This window comes from Paenibacillus sp. V4I3 (assembly GCF_030817215.1).
In the GTDB taxonomy this organism is placed as follows: domain Bacteria; phylum Bacillota; class Bacilli; order Paenibacillales; family NBRC-103111; genus Paenibacillus_E.
In genome coordinates this window covers 5,462,016-5,480,161 of sequence record NZ_JAUSZA010000001.1, presented here as the reverse complement: position 1 = coordinate 5,480,161, position 18,146 = coordinate 5,462,016, and the positions used below count along the sequence as shown (strand labels likewise).

Here is an 18,146-nt window from a genome sequence, read left to right as displayed (position 1 = left end):
TAAAGGAAGTGAGTCCATGAAGAGATATCAGTGGATCAAGTGGCGAACATTCATCCTATGGCTCGCAGCACTCGTCTTAACCGGCGTGTTGTTATGGGTAGGAGGCCCGACATCTTGGAATATCGCATTGACTATTGTTGGTATTGTGATGCAGCTGCTCTTTGCCATCATGTTCATGATCGTGCAGTTCGTAGCCCTTTTCTGGTTCCTGGCCCGGGGACGCACATACTGGATTCTGCCTGGTGAGACCGGGGCCACTTGGGATGACTACCGGGGTAACCCTGAAATCGTTGAGAATGCCAAGCGGATTGTCACCCTGCTCAAAGGCGTAAAAGAGTTCAAGGAAATGGGTGGCGAGGCGATCAGAGGCTTGCTGCTCTGCGGGCCTCCCGGCACTGGAAAGTCCTACCTGGCTCAGGTGATCGCTAACGAAGCACAGGTGCCTTTTGCTTACGCCTCGGCCCCAAGCTTCCAAAACATGTTCTTCGGCGTCGGCAACCTGAAGGTGATGCGCCTCTACAAGAAGACCCGGAAGCTGGCGACGGTGTACGGCGCCTGCATCATCTTCATCGATGAGATTGATGCCATCGGGATGAGTCGACAGGCAGGAGCAGGAGGAGGAGGGATGTTCGGCATGGGCGGCGGCTCTGGCCTGCTCAACGAGCTGCTCTTGCAGATGGACCCGCCGAACATCGACAACTCCAGGTTTGCCAAGCTGCTTCGCTCGCTCGGGCTGCGGCGAAAGAAGGCAGAGCGTCCGCCGGTGCTGACGGTCGCAGCGACCAACCTGCCCGACGTACTCGACCCAGCGCTGCTCCGGCCCGGCCGCTTCGACAGGCAGCTCTGGGTCGATACCCCCGACTATGATGGTCGGGTGGACGTCTTCCAATATTATCTCCGGAAAGTGAAACGGGATTCTACGCTAACTCCGGAAGCAGCGGCGCTCGATACGGTCGGCTACAGCCCTGCGCAGATCAAACACATCGTCAATGAATCGCTTGTTATCGCCCACCAACGGGGAGCCCAGGAAGCTAGTTACGAGGACTTCCGGGCTGCCATGGAGACCTATGAGTGGGGACTCAAACAGCCGCTCCGCTCCATGAGAGACGACGAGAAGCGGAATGTCGCCTACCATGAGGCTGGCCATGCGGTGGCCCAGTACTTACTAAAGCCCCACGACCGGGTCTGGAAAGTGACGATCATCCGCCGGGGCGGTGCGCTCGGTCTTGCTGCCACCAAGCCGACGCATGAACGGTATAACCGAAGCGATAGTGAGATCTTAGCGGAGATCCAAGTCTGTCTGGCAGCCCGGGCGGTGGAAGAGGTGTTCTTAGGGAAGAAATTAAACGGTGTCACCTCCGATCTTCAGCAGGCTACGGAGATGGCCGGCGCCTACCTCGGTATGGTCGGTATGGGCGATGAGCTGTTCAGTTGGCTTGCGACGGGCTCTCGGGCAGATGCACTCAAGGCACTTCGGCCAAAGATTAACGAGCTTCTGAAGGATCAGATGCTCCAAGTAAAGAATTTAGTAAGGGAACACGCCGACTTCGTCCACTCCATTGCTGAAGAGTTGCTAAAACAAGGCGATCTAACCGGCGAAGAGATTGAGCAGATCTATGTGCGGCTGTATGGCCGTAGTCGTCCAGAGCCAACTGAGGTAAAACCCCAGGCTGTTATTGATTCCCTAGCACAAGTTGCTCAGGAACAGTTGTTGGAGGAGAACTCTAATGATACGAAGGATTCCGAATAACCTGTCGATTATTCTTTTTCTTTGACGCTTGCGCGACCGCCTCATGACTTGGAGTGAGAAAAGGAAATGTGAGGTGTATGTGACGAGGCTCAGAAGAAAATATCGGAGGATTTACAGAATAGCCTATTCCTTGAGGGATAGGTTCTTTGTTAATTTTTAATCATATAAATTTCCACTATATGTTACTAACTAAAAATAAATGGAGGATTTAAAGTGGGGGCTTGGGGTCAAGGTATTTATGAGAATCTGAAATTATTAGATAAAAACAATGAAAAACTTAAAGGGGAAGCCAAATATGAAAAACTACGAAATACTTGAAGTAAATAAGAAAAGCATTATTAAAACAACAATTTATATTGTGAGCATTCCTTTGTCTATTATGGCTACAATTGGACTAATCATGGGTATAGTAGCAATCGTTTCGGGACATGCAAAGTTACTTTATGTGGGTTATTGCTGATTTCACGATATCATCAGAAATTGATAAAACTGTAAACGGAAACCCAGCAAAACAGGTAGAAATACATAGTGTCATTAATAAAAGTATAAAGGCTGGTTATCATATTTCTTTTATTGAAACGAATGATAGATTCTATCGGGTTCTTTTCTGGACATCTACTAAACAAATGGATGTTTCCAAAGATGACTTAACAAAAATCGTTAGTACATTCAAAGAGATAAAAAAATATAAATATAATTTTAGCATCGAGAGTAATATCTTGATGTTTTTTTATTTTCAACTCTTATAGGTTATAAAAAGATATAGAATTTGGTCACCAAGTGGTCACCCAATGCCCTAAATCCATACTGTATATGCTGTTAAGTGCCTGTTAAACTCAAATAACCCCTTATATAATAAGGGTCCCGTTAACTATACTATATAAATAATAACGGCGACTGCTTGCGCAGCCGCCTCATGGGAGAGGAGAAACCGGACGAAGAACTTATGGGGAAACGTAAGTCTTCTCCGCGGTTGTCTACGACATTCTCTGATGTCGATAGTTCAAGGATGACCGTTTTACGGAAAATTTATACATCGCAGGGATAAAATTTTTGTGTCCGATTAGAGCTTGTGGTACGATAGCAAAAGAATGAGCCAGCTAGAAGGGAAATACGTAAGATGAGAGTGATTTCAGGCACCGCCAAGGGAAGGTCGTTAAAAGCTGTACCCGGTACCAGCACGCGGCCAACAACGGATAAAGTGAAGGAAGCGATCTTCAGTATGATCGGTCCTTACTTTGATGGAGGACAAGTACTTGATCTATTCGCCGGTACTGGCGGGCTCGGGATTGAAGCGCTCAGCCGCGGGATGGATAAGGCTGTCTTCATTGATATCGAGAAGAAAAGCATCGACACGATTGGGCATAATTTAGTAACCGCAGGTCTCAAGGACCAAGCTGAGATCTACCGAACGGATGCTACTCGGGCGTTGAAAGCGTTAGCGAAGCGGGAACAGCAATTTGAGCTCGTTTTCCTCGATCCTCCGTACAAAATGAAATTTATCGCGGAGCTGATAAGCACGATGGAAGAGCAGTCGATCGTTCCTTTGAATGCTACGATAGTTGTGGAACACGATGCTAAGGATGTCCTCGAAGATACCATCGGTGGATTTAAGCAGCAGCGAAGATCCGATTACGGAGATACTGCTGTCACGATTTACAAAGGATCAGCAGAATAAATATGAGCAAGCTTTTAAGGAGATGAACAGCATGATGAGGCAAGAACACGGGATTACAGTGGCCGTTTATCCAGGCAGTTTTGATCCTGTTACACACGGCCATCTTGACATTATACATAGAGCGGCAAAGGTGTTTGATAAGTTGATTGTAGCTGTACTGAATAACACATCCAAGAATCCTCTGTTCACATTGGAAGAGCGGATGGAGCTCATTAGGAAGGTGACCAAGGATCTGCCGAATGTAGAGGTGGATGGTTTTAGAGATTTGATGGTCAATTATATGAAAGCTCGTAATGTGCGTCTAATTGTTCGTGGACTTCGGGCGGTCTCTGACTTTGAGTATGAATTGCAGATGGCTTCTACGAATCACAAGCTGAATCCAGATGTAGAAACTTTCTTTATGACTTCGAAGCCACAGTTCTCGTACTTGAGCTCAAGTATTGTGAAGGAGATTGCTAAGTTTCATGGACCGGTGGAAGATCTAGTTCCGGCTGAGGTGGAAGAAGCGCTGAAAAAGAAATTCCCTCGAATTTAATGGAATTACGAATCAATAGCTTTTTTTTTGAAAGTTCTTAGGATCGTTGAAATAATCAACATCAAAGTGAATAATAGAAGGAACTGCATCAGCATAGGTCCCCAAAGGCCCCATGCCGATTCGCCGTTCAGTGGAAAGGCAACCGTAGGATATTCGCTTTTGGCTTTGTCTAACCAAAGAAAACTAGGCTCAGAATCCAGCAAAAGCAGCTGTAGCGGCTTCCAAAGCAGAACGGTTAATACCAAAGCGAGTACGGCGTGCAGAGCTCGGGACTGGAAGAAGAACAGATAACGAGCATCTGTTTTTTGATGAAAGCCAGCTACTTGCGCGTGGGCAGACAAGCCGCCCCAGCCAAGAAAAGCGCTTAGTAGCGCCATTTGCGGAAGTAAGGAAAGGCCTTGTGCTTGGCTAAAAGCATAGGCACCCAGATGAATTTCTAGAATCCCCTTGAGCCACTGAGGTGTGGTATCGGTATGGACATTCATAAAACCAAGTAAATAGCGTGTGACGGGTCGAAATACATCCGTAAGATGAGTTATGTTAATTACATTAATTAGTACGGAAAAAATCATCATATATCCGCCAATTAGCATTAAGGTTTGCACGGAAAAGGTTACCGCATCCCCTAGCAGTTTACCGAAGGGACGTCCATCGTGTAAATAAGCTTGGCGCATCGTTGATAAGGATAGTTTCCATACCGAAGTGGATACTTGATTATTAGGCCGCAAAGTGGCTACTTGAAGTTCATGGGAATTATCAAAAGGCTGCTGTGCTTTTTTGGAATTTCTCATCAAAAATCCTGTTAAAATAGCCGAGGCATAATGGACTACTGCAAGTATGAAGCCCAGCTTAGCGCTGTGCAGAAAGCCTACACCTACGACCATTATCAGGAATAAGGGGCTGCACAAATGGGACAGTGCCGTTAATCGTTCTGTTTCTTTTTGGGAGATGAGGTTTTTTTCCCTCAGGGTAGCTGTAATTTTGGCTCCGGTAGGAAATCCTATTATAAGACCAGATGCTAGCGCCCACCCACTTACACCGGGAAGACGGAATACAATCCTCATCAGCGGCTCTAAAAGAATGCCTATTCCTTGAATTACGCCAAAACCGATTAACAGTTCGGTCATAATGAGAAAAGGCATCAGTGCCGGAAATACAAGCTTCCACCAAATTGTAAGTCCCTCGAGCGAAGACTGAAATGCCTTGTCCGGGAATAAAATGATAGAAACGACTACAAGGGCAGCCAAAGACCCCAGTACCAGCGTTGTGAGTTTGGAGTTGGATCTTACATTCTTAGGCTGCATAATATCACCTCGTCCTTTAAACATGCTTCAATTGTACGCTAGAGGATGCGGGTTTAGACCAAGCTTTCGCTTGGCAGGCAGAGCAAGAGACATCACTTGTATAAGGCATCAGGAAGGGGAACCTGCATGGAGAACGAAGAAGAGAGTACGATTCGTACATGGTCGAATGATTCGTATCGATATCCGAAAAGATCAGCGACTAGGCGCTATTTAATATCTGCGATTATCGGAGTTGTCATTGTTTATTTATTGTTTTTTGTAAGACTTCCTTTTTTTATATTCATGCCAGGGACAGCAGAAGAAATTAAACCGATGGTGACGATCCCCAAAGGCTCTGATGCCGAAAAGGGGACGCTGATGCTAACCACGGTACGAGTTGCCGATGCCAACATGGTCAATTATTTAATCGGTCTCGTACATCCTTATGAAGAGATTCAGCCCAAAACGAGTGTTTTGCGTAAAGGTGAGTCGGAACAGGAGTATTCACAGCGCCAAGAGTATGTTATGTTGACATCCCAAGCGAGTGCTATTCAAGCGGCCTACACGCAAGCGAAAATTCCCTTTCATATCAATCATGAAGGGGTTATGGTACTCCAGACGCTGCCTGGCCTATCGGGAGAAAAGGTTCTCAAACCGGGGGATGTCCTTTTAAAAGCTGGAGATAAAGAAGTGAAAGTCGCTCAAGATTTACTGGACTCGCTTAAAGGTAAAAAAGCAGGGGATACAATTGCTATCACGTATTCGAGGAAAAAAGTCGAACAGCAAGCTACGCTGACGCTTGGTGCGCTTCCTAAGCAGGAAGGGGAGCAGGGCGAGCCGCGGGCAGGCATAGGCGTTGTACCGGCGGATATGCAGGCCGTAAAAGCGGATCAAGAGGATCAACAAGTATCCATCAAGGCTGGTGAGATTGGCGGTCCCTCGGCGGGATTAATGTTCTCCTTAGAGATTTACAATCAACTCGTGGCAGATGATATTACCAAGGGTTATCGTATTGCAGGGACAGGAACGATTGAAAGCAATGGCACTGTAGGTCCAATTGGCGGTATTCAGCATAAGATCATTGCCGCGGATCGGGAAAAGGCTGATTATTTCTTCGCACCCAAAGATGTGACTTATAAAGATGGTACCAAAGTCGAGAATTACACAGCAGCTGTCGAGAGAGCCAATCAAATTAAGACCAAAATGAAAATTGTCGAAATCGGCACTATGGAAGATGCGCTCAAATTTCTAGCAGCATTGCCTCCGAAATAAGCTAGATTTAGTAAAAATAATATAATTTAAATTGACAAAAGGCATACAAACTGGATATAATAATCTTTGTTTGTTTGGGGTGAAAAAAACATGCAAATTCGTTTTAGAGAGCTATCTCTTAAAGGGCAGGTTCATATGACCGAAGAATTGACATTGACCGATCCTTTTGAAGGACGTCAAGATATCCTTGGTCATGGTCCCGTACACGTCGATCTTCAAGCCGTGTATGAAGATGGAGTAGCAAAAGTTAACGGTACGTTAACGCTAGACTTGGAGTTAAGCTGTTCACGATGCTTATCGCACACTAACCAAACAATCGAACTTCCTTTTGAGGAAGTCTTCATGCAAAAACCAGAAGAAGAAGATCCGGATCTAGATGAGGATATTCATTTGGTGGTTGGAGATAAAGTCGATTTGGAGCCTTACGTTGTAGAAAATGTAGTGGTCGGTTTACCGTACATACCACTTTGTGACGAAGCGTGCAAAGGTCTCTGTCCCGTGTGCGGAGAAAACCGCAATCACGTTGATTGCGGCTGTAAGCAGGAGAAGATTGATCCTAGGCTTGCAGGTCTCGCGGACTTTTTTAACAAAGAATAAGGCATCGTTGAAATTCGTATAAGGAGGTGTTTTGAATATGGCAGTACCTCAAAGAAGAACGTCCAAAACTCGTCGCGACAAGCGCCGTACTCACTTTAAATTGGAAGTTCCAGGCATGGTGAAATGTGAACAATGTGGAGAACTGAAGCTAGCACACCGTGTGTGCAAGTCTTGCGGAACTTACAAAGGTAGAGAGATCGTAAAAGCATAAGATTGGACATAGTACTTCATCCTAGTGTGAGGTGCTATTTTTTTTGCTTTCTTTTTGGCTATAAATTTAATATACTACAGTTTAGTATCTGGTAATAAGATGAGATCTCACGAGATAAGGTGGTGCTCGCCATCGAACGCCTTCCTAAACGACAAAGGCAGCAGCAATTACTTCAAGCCATTGAAGCTAATCCTTTTATGACAGACGAAGAACTGATGCGAACGTTTCAGGTCAGTATCCAAACCGTCCGATTGGATCGGTTGGAACTCGGCATTCCTGAGCTTCGGGAACGAATGAAGCATATGGCGGTCAAAACGTACGATCATGTACGCTCACTGCCCATTGATGAAATTATTGGAGAAGTGATTGATTTACAGCTGGATCAAAGCGGTATCTCGATTTTTGAAATTAAAGAAGATCATGTTTTCTCAAGAACCAAAATTGCAAGAGGACATCATATTTTCTCGCAAGCGAACTCCCTGGCGGTTGCCGTCATCGACGATCCCATAGCTTTAACAGCTTCTGCAGACATCCGTTTTATTCGTTCTGTAAAGCTCGGAGAGAAATGTATCGCCAAAGCCTATGTGCGTTCCGTTTCCAAAGGGAAAGCAAGAGTCGAGGTGTTTTCATATGTTGGCGATGAAACGGTTTTTCGAGGCAACTTTGTGATCTTTCATTCGAAGAAAGAGCAACATCTAGATAGGGAGGACAAGCTGCATGCGAATCGCGATTGATGCAATGGGTGGCGATAATGCCCCTAAAATCGTAGTGGAAGGTGCACTCGCAGCGGCCAAAGAATGGAAGGATGTTCATATCATTCTGGTCGGCAACAGCGCCGCGATTGAAGCGCATCTCACAGAAAGGCCTGCGAACTTAACTATTCATCACACGGAAGAAGTCATTGAAGCAGAGGATGAGCCCGTTAAGGCCGTTCGCCGCAAAAAAGACGCTTCCATGGTGGTAGCAGGAAGGCTGGTACGTGAGAAGAAAGCGGAAGCCATGATTTCCGCAGGAAATACAGGTGCTTTGATGACGACTGGATTGCTAGTCGTAGGAAGAATTCCAGGGATTGAACGTCCTGCACTAGCGCCTATGATTCCTACCATGGATGGAAATGGTGTGCTTGCACTAGATCTAGGTGCCAATATGGATGCAACAGCCGAACAGCTGATTCAATACGCCATTATGGGCAGTATTTACCGCTCCAAAGTACATGGTATTGCCAAGCCTCGTGTAGGCCTGCTGAATGTGGGTACAGAAGCTACCAAAGGGAATGAATTAACGAAAACGGCATATCCTTTAATGGAACAAGCTCCAATTCATTTTGTAGGGAATGTCGAATCCTCTCAAGTACTTCGTGCCAAATGCGATGTCATCGTGTGCGATGGATTCGCGGGGAATATCATGCTGAAATCATTGGAAGGCGCTGCGTCTACCATTTTCTCAGCACTTAAACAAGAGTTCACTAAAACCTTCTTCACTAAACTTGCAGCGGCTGTCTTGAAACCAGGACTTACACAATTCCGCAAAAAGTTGGATTATAACGAACATGGGGCGGCCCCGTTTTTGGGTATTGATGGATTAGTCCTAAAAAGCCATGGCTCCTCCGATGCGAATGCTATTAAGAATGCAGTTCGTCAAGCGAGAATTGCCTTACAAAATGATTTGGTTGGCACGATATCTGCCGAAATTAGCCACGGGAAGAGAGATATAACAACATGAACTTAATACCAGTTGGGGTACTCGGAACGGGTAAATATGTACCAGAACGAATTTTAACAAATCAAGAATTGGAAACCATGGTCGAAACGAATGATGAATGGATCGTGACCAGAACGGGTATACGTGAGAGAAGAATAGCTGCCGAAGGACAAGCTACGTCTGATCTTTGCTATGAAGCCGCTCTGATTGCCCTGACTAATGCAGGGATTACGGCAGACCAACTTGATTTAATTATAGTAGCGACGATTACACCTGACATGGCATTCCCTTCAACAGCATGTATTCTCCAAGAGAAGCTGGGAGCCCAAAAAGCAGCAGCTTTTGACTTGTCGGCAGCTTGTTCGGGCTTTGTATATGGACTAGCTAATGCCTCTAACTTCATTGCCACAGGTACATATAAACATGCACTTATCATTGGCGCCGATTGCTTATCCAAAATTACTGACTATACTGACCGTAACACATGCATTCTTTTTGGCGATGGCGCTGGAGCCGTTGTTATTGGGGAAGTGCCTGAACATAGAGGTTTCAAATCGTTCGAGTTGGGTGCTGACGGTACAGGAGGTCCGCTCCTGAAAATTGAAGGTGGCGGGTCGCGCAATCCTTCCTCACAAGCCTCCATTGACCAACGTTTGCACTACATCTACATGGCCGGAGCTGAAGTCTTCAAATTCGCCGTCCGGATTATGGGCAATGCCGCTGATGAAGCGCTGCGCAAAGCAGGCTGGGAAAAAACAGACATCGATCTGCTCGTACCGCACCAAGCGAATATGAGAATCATTCAAGCTTCTTTAAATCGTCTAGAACTAACTGACGACAAATGCATGATCAACCTAGACAAGTACGGCAACATGTCCGCGGCCTCTATCCCAGTAGCACTCGCTGAAGCAGTTGAGCAGGGCAGATTGAATGAAGGCGACCGCCTCGTGCTAGTCGGCTTCGGTGGCGGCCTTACTTGGGGCGCAGCTGCTTTGGTTTGGTAGTCCTTTACTATCTGCACTATCCCTAAGGCTCAGGTGGCTAAAAAAGACAATTTTTTCTTCTTTCCACTGAACCCGAGGATTACGCTTAAAAAAATGACGATCGTCTAAAGACTGGCAGCTGAATAAAAGTTTTCCGAGTGATGCTATTAGCACTATCCCCGAGACTCAGTAAACAAATTGAGTGGGCGCTGTGTGAAGAACTGAAGAACTGAAGAACTGAAGAACTGAGCCAAGGGGATAGTGTCAATAAGGATGTTTGAAAAATAGTCACCCGACAAACAAATGGAATTTTAAGTAAACATATATAATTAATTACTGAAAATTATCGCGGAAGGGGATCCTTTTCTCGTATGGGTAAAATAGCATTTGTATTTCCTGGTCAAGGCTCGCAGTCGGTGGGTATGGGTCTAGATTTATACACGAATCATCCTGCTGCTAGAGCATATTTTGAGCGCGCTAACGAAGCACTAGGCTTTTCGTTATCTGATCTGATCTTCCAAGGTCCAGAGGACCAATTGAAGATCACGTATCACACGCAGCCTGCGCTGCTGACAACAAGCATTGCTTGTCTGGAAGCGTTCAAGGCAGCTGGCATTAAGCCAGACTATGTCGCCGGACATAGTCTAGGTGAATACAGCGCGCTGGTCGCAGCGGGCGTACTCGCGTTCGAAGACGCGGTCCGCACGGTTCGTGCCCGCGGCGAGTTCATGGAACAGGCCGTCCCAGGCGGCCTGGGTGCGATGGCAGCCGTGCTGGGAGCCGAGCGCGAAGCGCTTGCGGAGCTATGCACGGCTATCTCAAGCGGCGGCTCCGTCGTGGAGCTCGCCAATGTGAACTGCCCGGGACAGATCGTCGTCTCGGGCAGTAAAGAGGGCGTTGCAGCGGTTGTCGAACGCTGCAAAGAAGCCGGAGCGAAGCGTGCAATACCGCTCGAGGTGAGCGGACCTTTTCACTCTTCACTCATGAAGCCAGCTTCGCAGCGCCTTGCAGAGGTGCTCGCATCGATCGAGATGAGTGATGCAGCCGTGCCCGTTGTGGCTAACGTAACGGCTCGTCCTGTCACGCAGCCTGGCCATGTTCGCGGGCTGCTTGTAGAGCAAGTGTACTCTCCAGTATTGTGGGAGGACACCATTGTCTATCTAATCGGCCAAGGCGTCGATACGTTTATTGAGCTTGGCTCGGGAACGGTTCTCGCAGGTCTGATCAAAAAGGTAGACAAAACGGTGAAAACCGTGTCGATCGGTAGCCTAGAAGCGTTGGAGAAGTACATGCAGGAGGTACACAATCATGTTAACGGGTAAGGTGGCACTGGTAACGGGGGCATCTCGAGGTATTGGCCGAGCGATTGCTTTGCATTTGGCTGAACATGGCGCTGATGTTGTTGTGAACTATGCAGGAAGTGAAGCCGCTGCTGGAGAAGTTGTTGCGCAGATTGAAGCGATGGGACGTAAAGCTATTAAGCTGCGTGCTGACGTAAGCAGTTTTCAAGAAGCTGATGATTTAGTGAAGCAAACGCTAGAAAGTTTTGGTAAAATTGATATTCTTGTGAATAATGCTGGAATAACAAGAGACAATTTAATCATGCGGATGAAGGAAGAAGAGTTCGATCAAGTCATCGCTACGAATCTCAAGGGTGTGTTCAACTGTGTAAAAGCCGTTACTCGCCCGATGATGAAACAGCGTTTCGGTCGAATTATTAATATATCTTCTGTAGTGGGTGTGCTCGGTAACCCGGGTCAGGCCAACTATGTAGCAGCAAAAGCAGGCGTTATTGGCTTAACCAAAGCGACTGCGAGAGAATTATCTTCTCGAGGCATTACGGTGAATGCTGTAGCGCCAGGTTTCATTGAAACCGATATGACGGACAAGTTGTCATCCGAGATGCGAGAGCAAATGCTGAAGCAAATTCCACTGGAGCGCCTTGGTCAACCTGAGGAAATTGCAAAGGTTGTTCGCTTCCTTGCATCAGACGATGCGTCCTACATGACAGGCCAAACACTCCATGTGGATGGCGGCATGTACATGTAAGTTTTACCAGAAAGAGAATCTCAAAATTGACTACTGGCAATCTGTCAGAGATTCTCGTATAATACCAAAGAGGAGGTGAACCGGATGTCCGACGTATTGGATCGTGTTAAACGAATTGTTGTCGATCGTCTAGGGGTTGATGAAGCTGAAGTCACCCTCGAAGCATCTTTCAAAGAAGATCTAGGTGCTGATTCTCTCGATGTAGTTGAATTAGTAATGGAATTAGAAGATGAGTTCGATTTAGAAATTTCCGATGAAGATGCTGAGAAGATTACGACTGTAGGAGAAGTTACGAATTACATAAAATCTCATACGTAATAGTCTACCGAGTCCCGTTTCTAATCAAGACGGGACTTTCTCTCCATTTTCAAACAATAAAAAATGAAGCTTTACTACATAGAAGGTGGTACAAATGAACAGAGTTGTAATTACAGGTATGGGCGTAGTTACTGCCCTTGGTCAAGATTTAGAAACGTTTTGGGGCAATCTGACTTCCGGTCAATCCGGAATCAGTTTGATCGAGAATTTTGATGTAAGCGAGTATCCGACTCGTATTGCTGCTGAGGTTAAAGATTTTAATATTGAGAATTATGTAGATCGTAAGGATTCACGTCGGATGGATCGTTTCGTTCAATTCGCTGTAGCTGGTGCTATTAATGCGCTAAAAGACGCGAACTTGAATGTGAAGGAAGATACGGATCCTGAACGCGTGGGCGTATCGGTTGGATCAGGAATTGGCGGTTTGAATACGTGGGAAGAACAGCATAGAATTCTTTTGGAGAAGGGTCCGAAACGCGTATCTCCCTTCTTTATTCCGATGATGATTGCGAATATGGCGTCAGGTCAAGTTTCAATGATTACAGGGGCAAAAGGACCGAATTCCACGGCTGTTACTGCCTGTGCGACAGGTACACATTCCATTGGTGATTCGTTCAAAATGATTCAACGTGGTGATGCTGACGTAATGATTTGCGGCGGTGCTGAAGCAACGATTACACCAATTGGTGTAGCTGGCTTCTGTGCTTTGCGTGCCATGTCAACTCGTAATGAAGAGCCTCACTTGGCTAGCCGCCCGTTTGATACAGACCGCGATGGTTTTGTCATGGGCGAAGGAGCAGGTGTGATGATTTTGGAATCGCTTGAACATGCGCAGAAGCGTGGGGCACGCATCTATGCCGAAGTGATTGGTTATGGGATGAGCGGTGATGCCTATCATATGACAGATCCAGATCCGGACGGGGCAGCGCGTTGTATGGTCAAAGCGATTAAAGACGCGGGCATTAGCCCAGAGTCGATTACTTACATCAATGCTCATGGAACTTCTACGTCAGTAGGAGATAGATCGGAGACTACGGCTATTAAGAAAGCTTTAGGCGAACACGCCTACAAAGTAGCTGTTAGCTCGACGAAATCAATGACGGGCCATTTACTTGGCGCTGCAGGCGGTGTAGAAGCTGTTATCTGTGGTTTAACCATTGCGAATAGCTTGATTGCACCTACAATCAATTTGGTCAACCAAGACCCTGAGTGTGATTTGGATTATGTACCAAACACAGCTCGTGAAGCGAAGGTAGACATTGCGATGTCGAACTCGTTTGGCTTTGGTGGACATAATGCAACGATTATCTTGAAAAGGTTTGAAGCATAATTTGCCTTCCTACGAAGAAAGATAACGGAATATCATTCTCTCTGGGTGGTGAATAAAGGCTATGAACCGTGATATTAAAGAGTTGCAGCAGCGAATTGGGATTGCATTTCGGAAAAAAGAGCTGCTTCAGCAAGCTTTTACCCATTCTTCTTATGTCAATGAACACCGCATTGCTGGGCATAAAGATAACGAGCGTCTGGAGTTTCTAGGGGATGCTGTCCTTGAACTAACAGTTTCGGAATTTTTATATGATTCTTATCCAGGGCGTTCAGAAGGTGAACTGACGAAGCTCAGGGCGTCTATCGTTTGTGAGCCGTCACTCGTTACGTTCGCTGAAGATTTGGATTTCGGTGCTTTTGTATTACTCGGTAAAGGGGAAGAGTTAACTGGAGGGCGGTCACGCCCAGCGCTCCTTGCCGACGTTTTCGAGTCCTTTGTTGGAGCTTTATACCTTGATCAAGGCTTGGATATCGTAAAAGGTTTTCTCAAAAAGCACGTTTTCGCAAAAATCTCCAGTGAAGGTAAACTGCTAATTATTGATTACAAGACTCTCTTGCAGGAGCATACCCAACATCACAACATGGGTTTATTGGAATACCGCATTGTGAATGAACGTGGGCCAGCTCATGAACGTGAGTTTGTAGCTGAAGTGCACATGGATGCCGACCTTCTGGGAACCGGAGCAGGACGTTCTAAGAAAGAAGCGGAACAGCAGGCAGCTGCTGGAGCCTTGTCGAAATTGAATGTAACCGTTCAGCGGTAATGCATATGGCTTAAAGGGGCGGCTGCGGCCGCCTTTTTGTTTTTTTCTCTTATTTTTATAAGGGATATGTTACAATAATTTCTGAGGTGAGACCATGTTTTTGAAACGGATTGAATTATCCGGGTTTAAGTCTTTCGCAGACCGTACGGAGCTGGAATTTGTACGCGGTATTACCGCGGTTGTAGGTCCTAACGGCAGTGGAAAAAGCAATATTTCGGACGGTATCCGCTGGGTGTTAGGTGAGCAAAGTGCGAAGTCCTTGCGTGGCGGTAAAATGGAAGATGTTATTTTTGCAGGCAGTGATGCGCGCCGAGCTGTCAATTATGGGGAAGTCTCGCTTACGCTTGATAATACGTCGCAATCGCTTCCACTTGACTTCAATGAAGTGACGGTTACTCGCAGGGTGCATCGCAGTGGGGAAAGTGAGTATTTAATTAATAAGCAGCCCTGCCGCCTGAAAGATATTACGGAATTGTTCATGGACACAGGGATAGGGAAAGAAGCTTATTCTATTATTGGACAAGGCCGCATTGAAGAAATTTTAAGTACGAAATCCGAAGATCGTCGAGGGATCTTTGAAGAGGCTTCGGGGATTGTTAAATATAAATCGCGTAAACGTGAAGCGGAGAAGAAATTAAGTGACACGGAGCAAAATTTGCTGCGGATTCACGACTTGGTTTCTGAGCTTGAGGATCAAATTGAACCGCTTCGCGAGCAGTCTGAGAAGGCGATTCGTTATAAAGAGCTTCGGGAGACGCTCAAAAGCAGTGAGATTGCTATGTATGTACATCAAATTGATCAGATTTACATTTCATGGAATGATTCGAAGCAGTTACTAGAGAAGCTAGTCAAAGAACAAACAGAGCTTTCGACGATTGTGAATCAGCATGATGCGCACTTGGAGAAGCATAGATGGGAAACTCGAAGGTTAGAGGAGGAGCTGGAAAAGCTTCAAGAAAGTTTACTCCAGCTGAGCGAAGATTTCGAGAAGTGCGAAGGGCATGGCGAGGTGCTTAAAGAACGTAATAAGAATTACGTGGCTAATCACCAGCAGCTAAGCACTACTATCGCAATTCAAGAACAGCGTAAAATAGATAAAGATGCAGAGCTGAGCCAGCAGCGGGAGAAAATCATTCAAATTGGCGCCCAGCTTTTTGAGTTTCAAGCAAAGCTGACCGCGGAAGAACAGCGGTTACTTGGGGTTAATGGCGGTATTAGCTCCTCGCCTGAAGATCAGTTGAAGGGCGAATTACTAGAAACGCTGAACCGGATGGCTCAGGCGAGGAACGAGATTCGTTACGCTGAGCAGCAAACGGAAAGTATCGGTCGTCGTTTGGAAAGGCTAGATGAAGAACGTCAGAAATGGTCGGAACAGCGCGAGAAGATTTTGATCCGTAAGCAAGAGTTGACGGCTAAATTGGAACAAACGGTTAGTGAAATTGAGAATGAACGACAAAGGTATGTGCAGTTAACCCAAAGCTTGAAAAGCAAGCAAGGGTTGCTTGATGAAGCACAAAGCATGGTCCGCAAATGGGAGCAGAAGTTGGATGCGTTGACATCCCGCCGCGACACGATGAAAGAGATGGCCAACGATTACGATGGCTTCATGCAGGGAGTTAAAGAAGTTCTTAAAGCGAAGAGCCGCAAGGATTTGCGCGGTATTCGCGGGGCCGTAGCCGAGCTTGTTAAGGTGCCGGCAGACGTTGAGGTTGCGATTGAGACGGCGCTCGGCGGCGCGTTGCAAAATATCGTTGTCGAGACCGAAGCGGATGGGCGTGAAGCCATTGCCTTCTTGAAGCGCCGTCAAATGGGACGAGCTACGTTCCTGCCTATGAATGTTATTCGCGGACGCTCGATTTCCGACAGTGAGCTTAGTTCTTTGAAATCTTCCAAAGGCTTTGTCGGCCTTGCGGTTGACCTTGTTTCATTTGAGTCCACCTACCAGAACATTTTTTCAAGCCTGCTTGGGAATGTTGTTGTGGCGCAGAGTTTAGAAGATGCGAATCATATTGCTGCTAAAGCACAGTATCGCTATCGGGTAGTCACGCTGGAAGGTGACGTTGTGAACCCTGGTGGTTCGATGACAGGCGGAAGCTTGCAGAAGAAATCAACGAATCTGCTTGGACGTCAACGTCAAATTGAGGAGCTGGATCAGGAGATCAAAACTTCTGAGGAGCAGCTCAGCGGTTTACGCAGCCAATCCAGCGTGATGAAGCGCGAGATTACGGATGATATGATGACGATCGAACAGCTCCGTCAGCAAGGTGAGCAAAAACGTATCACCGAGCAGCAAATTCGGGCAGAATTGAATCCGCTTGAGTCCGAAAGCCGCACAGTTGAAGAACAGCTAACACTGGATAGTCAAGATCGAGGTTCGCTGCTTGAAGAGCAGGCTGATCTTGGACGGAAGAAAGTCGAGTCCGAAGCAGCGCTGGCTGAACTGCAGGAAGAAGAAGCTTCCTTACAGCAAGCGATTCGAGATGCCGAACACTCCCGTAAAGCGAGTGAGTCGGAGAAGGAAGAGCTGCAAAGCCAGTTGACGGATTTAAAGGTCAAGGTTGCTTCTATTTCGCAAGAGAAACAATCGCTACAAGATCAACAACGGCGACTGCAGCAGGATCTAGGCGAAGCTGAGCGGGAAATGGAAATGAACCGCGGTCTGCTTGAGCAGTTGGAGCAAGATATGGCAGCGCTTGATCAAGAGACTGTACTTCAAGTTGAATTACTTAATGATCTCAAAATCAAGAAGCAGCAATGCTCAGAAAACATTGATTTCAAGCGTGCTGAACGAACTGATTGGTTACATAAGCTCGAGCAAGAAGAGAACGAAACCCGGACGCAACGTATTCAGCTGAAACAGGTTGAAGAGAGTCTGCATCAAACTGAGGTCCGGGTAACTCGACTGGATGTTGAGCTAGAAAACCTGCTGAAGAAGCTAGGGGAAGAATATGAGCTTAGCTATGAGTTAGCTAAAGAGCGCTATCCAGTACCGGAAGATATCCAAGGTACGCAGAGTAGAGTGCGCGAACTTAAACGCGAAATCGCTTCGCTTGGTGATGTGAACCTTGGCGCTATTGAAGAATATGCGAGGGTCTCTGAGCGCTATGAATTCTTAGACTCTCAGAAAAATGATTTGATCGAAGCCAAAACGACGCTTTATCAGGTCATCCGTGAAATGGATCTAGAAATGTCCAAACGATTTAAGACCACTTTTGATGCGATTCGCTCGCACTTTGGCGTCGTATTTGCTAAATTGTTTGGTGGTGGCCGTGCGGATTTGATTCTATCTGAGCCGGAGAATATGCTGGATACAGGTATCGAGATCGTTGCACAACCACCTGGTAAAAAACTGCAAAATCTTCAGCTTCTTTCCGGTGGAGAGCGCGCTCTCACAGCGATTGCGCTGTTATTCTCAATTATCCGTGTAAAGCCGGTTCCATTCTGTGTACTAGATGAGGTAGAGGCTGCTTTGGACGAAGCAAACGTATCTCGTTTTGCCGAATACTTGCGTGAGTTCTCTGAAATGACGCAATTTATCGTCGTTACGCACCGCAAGGGGACGATGGAGGAAGCGGATGTGCTGTACGGGGTAACAATGCAAGAGGGCGGTGTTTCCAAGCTCGTATCCGTTCGTTTAGAGGATGAAGAAGCCGCCATGTCCGCATCATAATTAGGT

Annotated in this window: 17 protein-coding genes; 16 read left to right on the top strand and 1 reads right to left on the bottom strand. The window is 46.5% G+C overall.

The features are described from left to right. Positions 1–16: 16 nt before the first annotated feature. The 4 genes from QFZ77_RS25400 to coaD all read left to right on the top strand — a co-directional run bounded on the left by QFZ77_RS25400 (position 17) and on the right by coaD (position 3,963). Positions 17–1,750, top strand: coding sequence for an AAA family ATPase (locus QFZ77_RS25400; RefSeq protein WP_307443573.1), 1,734 nt, complete (start codon positions 17–19; stop codon positions 1,748–1,750). Positions 1,751–2,045: 295 nt separating this feature from the next. Continuing rightward, entirely contained in the window at positions 2,046–2,210 is a 165-nt protein-coding gene (locus tag QFZ77_RS25395) for a hypothetical protein (protein ID WP_307443571.1), read from the top strand. A 660-nt stretch (positions 2,211–2,870) separates the two neighbouring features. Continuing rightward, a complete protein-coding gene (gene rsmD / locus QFZ77_RS25390) occupies positions 2,871–3,428 on the top strand; it encodes a 16S rRNA (guanine(966)-N(2))-methyltransferase RsmD (protein ID WP_307443569.1) in 558 nt (185 codons plus the stop codon). A 31-nt stretch (positions 3,429–3,459) separates the two neighbouring features. Continuing rightward, positions 3,460–3,963 (top strand): pantetheine-phosphate adenylyltransferase, encoded by a 504-nt coding sequence (gene coaD, locus QFZ77_RS25385; protein WP_029195317.1) that lies wholly within the window; start codon positions 3,460–3,462, stop codon positions 3,961–3,963. Positions 3,964–3,968: 5 nt separating this feature from the next. On the opposite strand, the gene QFZ77_RS25380 is transcribed toward coaD, so the two are convergent. Next, a complete protein-coding gene (locus tag QFZ77_RS25380; protein WP_307443567.1) occupies positions 3,969–5,267 on the bottom strand; it encodes a nucleoside recognition domain-containing protein in 1,299 nt (432 codons plus the stop codon). A 126-nt stretch (positions 5,268–5,393) separates the two neighbouring features. On the opposite strand from QFZ77_RS25380, the gene QFZ77_RS25375 reads away from it, so the two are divergent. From QFZ77_RS25375 to smc, 12 genes are all read left to right on the top strand, one after another. Next, positions 5,394–6,518 carry a SepM family pheromone-processing serine protease gene (locus QFZ77_RS25375; RefSeq protein WP_307443565.1) on the top strand — a complete coding sequence of 375 codons (1,125 nt, stop codon included), beginning with the start codon at positions 5,394–5,396 and terminating at the stop codon, positions 6,516–6,518. A 90-nt stretch (positions 6,519–6,608) separates the two neighbouring features. Further along, the gene (locus QFZ77_RS25370; RefSeq protein WP_307443563.1) at positions 6,609–7,115 is read left to right on the top strand and encodes a YceD family protein; all 507 of its coding nucleotides are present in this window, start codon (positions 6,609–6,611) and stop codon (positions 7,113–7,115) included. Between the two features lie 37 nt (positions 7,116–7,152). After that, positions 7,153–7,326 (top strand): 50S ribosomal protein L32, encoded by a 174-nt coding sequence (gene rpmF, locus QFZ77_RS25365; RefSeq protein WP_029195321.1) that lies wholly within the window; start codon positions 7,153–7,155, stop codon positions 7,324–7,326. Between the two features lie 119 nt (positions 7,327–7,445). Continuing rightward, positions 7,446–8,060 carry a transcription factor FapR gene (gene fapR / locus QFZ77_RS25360; protein WP_047672754.1) on the top strand — a complete coding sequence of 205 codons (615 nt, stop codon included), beginning with the start codon at positions 7,446–7,448 and terminating at the stop codon, positions 8,058–8,060. Then, complete coding sequence (gene plsX / locus QFZ77_RS25355; protein WP_307443561.1) at positions 8,044–9,048, top strand: phosphate acyltransferase PlsX; 1,005 nt, start codon at positions 8,044–8,046, stop codon at positions 9,046–9,048. The genes fapR and plsX overlap by 17 nt, the downstream gene beginning before the upstream one ends. Beyond that, on the top strand, positions 9,045–10,031 hold the full coding sequence (locus tag QFZ77_RS25350) for a beta-ketoacyl-ACP synthase III (RefSeq protein ID WP_307443560.1): 987 nt from the start codon (positions 9,045–9,047) through the stop codon (positions 10,029–10,031). The genes plsX and QFZ77_RS25350 overlap by 4 nt, the downstream gene beginning before the upstream one ends. A gap of 350 nt (positions 10,032–10,381) precedes the next feature. Beyond that, the gene (gene fabD, locus QFZ77_RS25345) at positions 10,382–11,332 is read left to right on the top strand and encodes an ACP S-malonyltransferase (RefSeq protein ID WP_307443558.1); all 951 of its coding nucleotides are present in this window, start codon (positions 10,382–10,384) and stop codon (positions 11,330–11,332) included. Further along, entirely contained in the window at positions 11,319–12,059 is a 741-nt protein-coding gene (gene fabG, locus QFZ77_RS25340; protein ID WP_029195326.1) for a 3-oxoacyl-[acyl-carrier-protein] reductase, read from the top strand. Before fabD ends, fabG begins: the two co-directional genes overlap by 14 nt. Before the next feature lie 84 nt (positions 12,060–12,143). Continuing rightward, positions 12,144–12,377, top strand: coding sequence for an acyl carrier protein (gene acpP / locus QFZ77_RS25335; RefSeq protein WP_028558238.1), 234 nt, complete (start codon positions 12,144–12,146; stop codon positions 12,375–12,377). 94 nt (positions 12,378–12,471) lie between these two features. Then, positions 12,472–13,707, top strand: coding sequence for a beta-ketoacyl-ACP synthase II (gene fabF, locus QFZ77_RS25330; RefSeq protein ID WP_307443556.1), 1,236 nt, complete (start codon positions 12,472–12,474; stop codon positions 13,705–13,707). Positions 13,708–13,768: 61 nt separating this feature from the next. Further along, complete coding sequence (gene rnc / locus QFZ77_RS25325) at positions 13,769–14,470, top strand: ribonuclease III (protein ID WP_307443554.1); 702 nt, start codon at positions 13,769–13,771, stop codon at positions 14,468–14,470. A 94-nt stretch (positions 14,471–14,564) separates the two neighbouring features. Continuing rightward, the gene (smc, locus tag QFZ77_RS25320) at positions 14,565–18,140 is read left to right on the top strand and encodes a chromosome segregation protein SMC (protein ID WP_307443553.1); all 3,576 of its coding nucleotides are present in this window, start codon (positions 14,565–14,567) and stop codon (positions 18,138–18,140) included. Positions 18,141–18,146: the final 6 nt, after the last annotated feature.

Bases quoted from the DNA above. Each gene is read 5' to 3' on its own strand.
- QFZ77_RS25400 (WP_307443573.1), top strand. From the start codon at position 17: ATGAAGAGATATCAGTGGATCAAGTGGCGAACATTCATCCTATGGCTC.
- QFZ77_RS25395 (WP_307443571.1), top strand. From the start codon at position 2,046: ATGAAAAACTACGAAATACTTGAAGTAAATAAGAAAAGCATTATTAAA.
- rsmD (WP_307443569.1), top strand. From the start codon at position 2,871: ATGAGAGTGATTTCAGGCACCGCCAAGGGAAGGTCGTTAAAAGCTGTA.
- coaD (WP_029195317.1), top strand. From the start codon at position 3,460: ATGATGAGGCAAGAACACGGGATTACAGTGGCCGTTTATCCAGGCAGT.
- QFZ77_RS25380 (WP_307443567.1), bottom strand. From the start codon at position 5,267: ATGCAGCCTAAGAATGTAAGATCCAACTCCAAACTCACAACGCTGGTA.
- QFZ77_RS25375 (WP_307443565.1), top strand. From the start codon at position 5,394: ATGGAGAACGAAGAAGAGAGTACGATTCGTACATGGTCGAATGATTCG.
- QFZ77_RS25370 (WP_307443563.1), top strand. From the start codon at position 6,609: ATGCAAATTCGTTTTAGAGAGCTATCTCTTAAAGGGCAGGTTCATATG.
- rpmF (WP_029195321.1), top strand. From the start codon at position 7,153: ATGGCAGTACCTCAAAGAAGAACGTCCAAAACTCGTCGCGACAAGCGC.
- plsX (WP_307443561.1), top strand. From the start codon at position 8,044: ATGCGAATCGCGATTGATGCAATGGGTGGCGATAATGCCCCTAAAATC.
- QFZ77_RS25350 (WP_307443560.1), top strand. From the start codon at position 9,045: ATGAACTTAATACCAGTTGGGGTACTCGGAACGGGTAAATATGTACCA.
- fabD (WP_307443558.1), top strand. From the start codon at position 10,382: ATGGGTAAAATAGCATTTGTATTTCCTGGTCAAGGCTCGCAGTCGGTG.
- fabG (WP_029195326.1), top strand. From the start codon at position 11,319: ATGTTAACGGGTAAGGTGGCACTGGTAACGGGGGCATCTCGAGGTATT.
- acpP (WP_028558238.1), top strand. From the start codon at position 12,144: ATGTCCGACGTATTGGATCGTGTTAAACGAATTGTTGTCGATCGTCTA.
- fabF (WP_307443556.1), top strand. From the start codon at position 12,472: ATGAACAGAGTTGTAATTACAGGTATGGGCGTAGTTACTGCCCTTGGT.
- rnc (WP_307443554.1), top strand. From the start codon at position 13,769: ATGAACCGTGATATTAAAGAGTTGCAGCAGCGAATTGGGATTGCATTT.
- smc (WP_307443553.1), top strand. From the start codon at position 14,565: ATGTTTTTGAAACGGATTGAATTATCCGGGTTTAAGTCTTTCGCAGAC.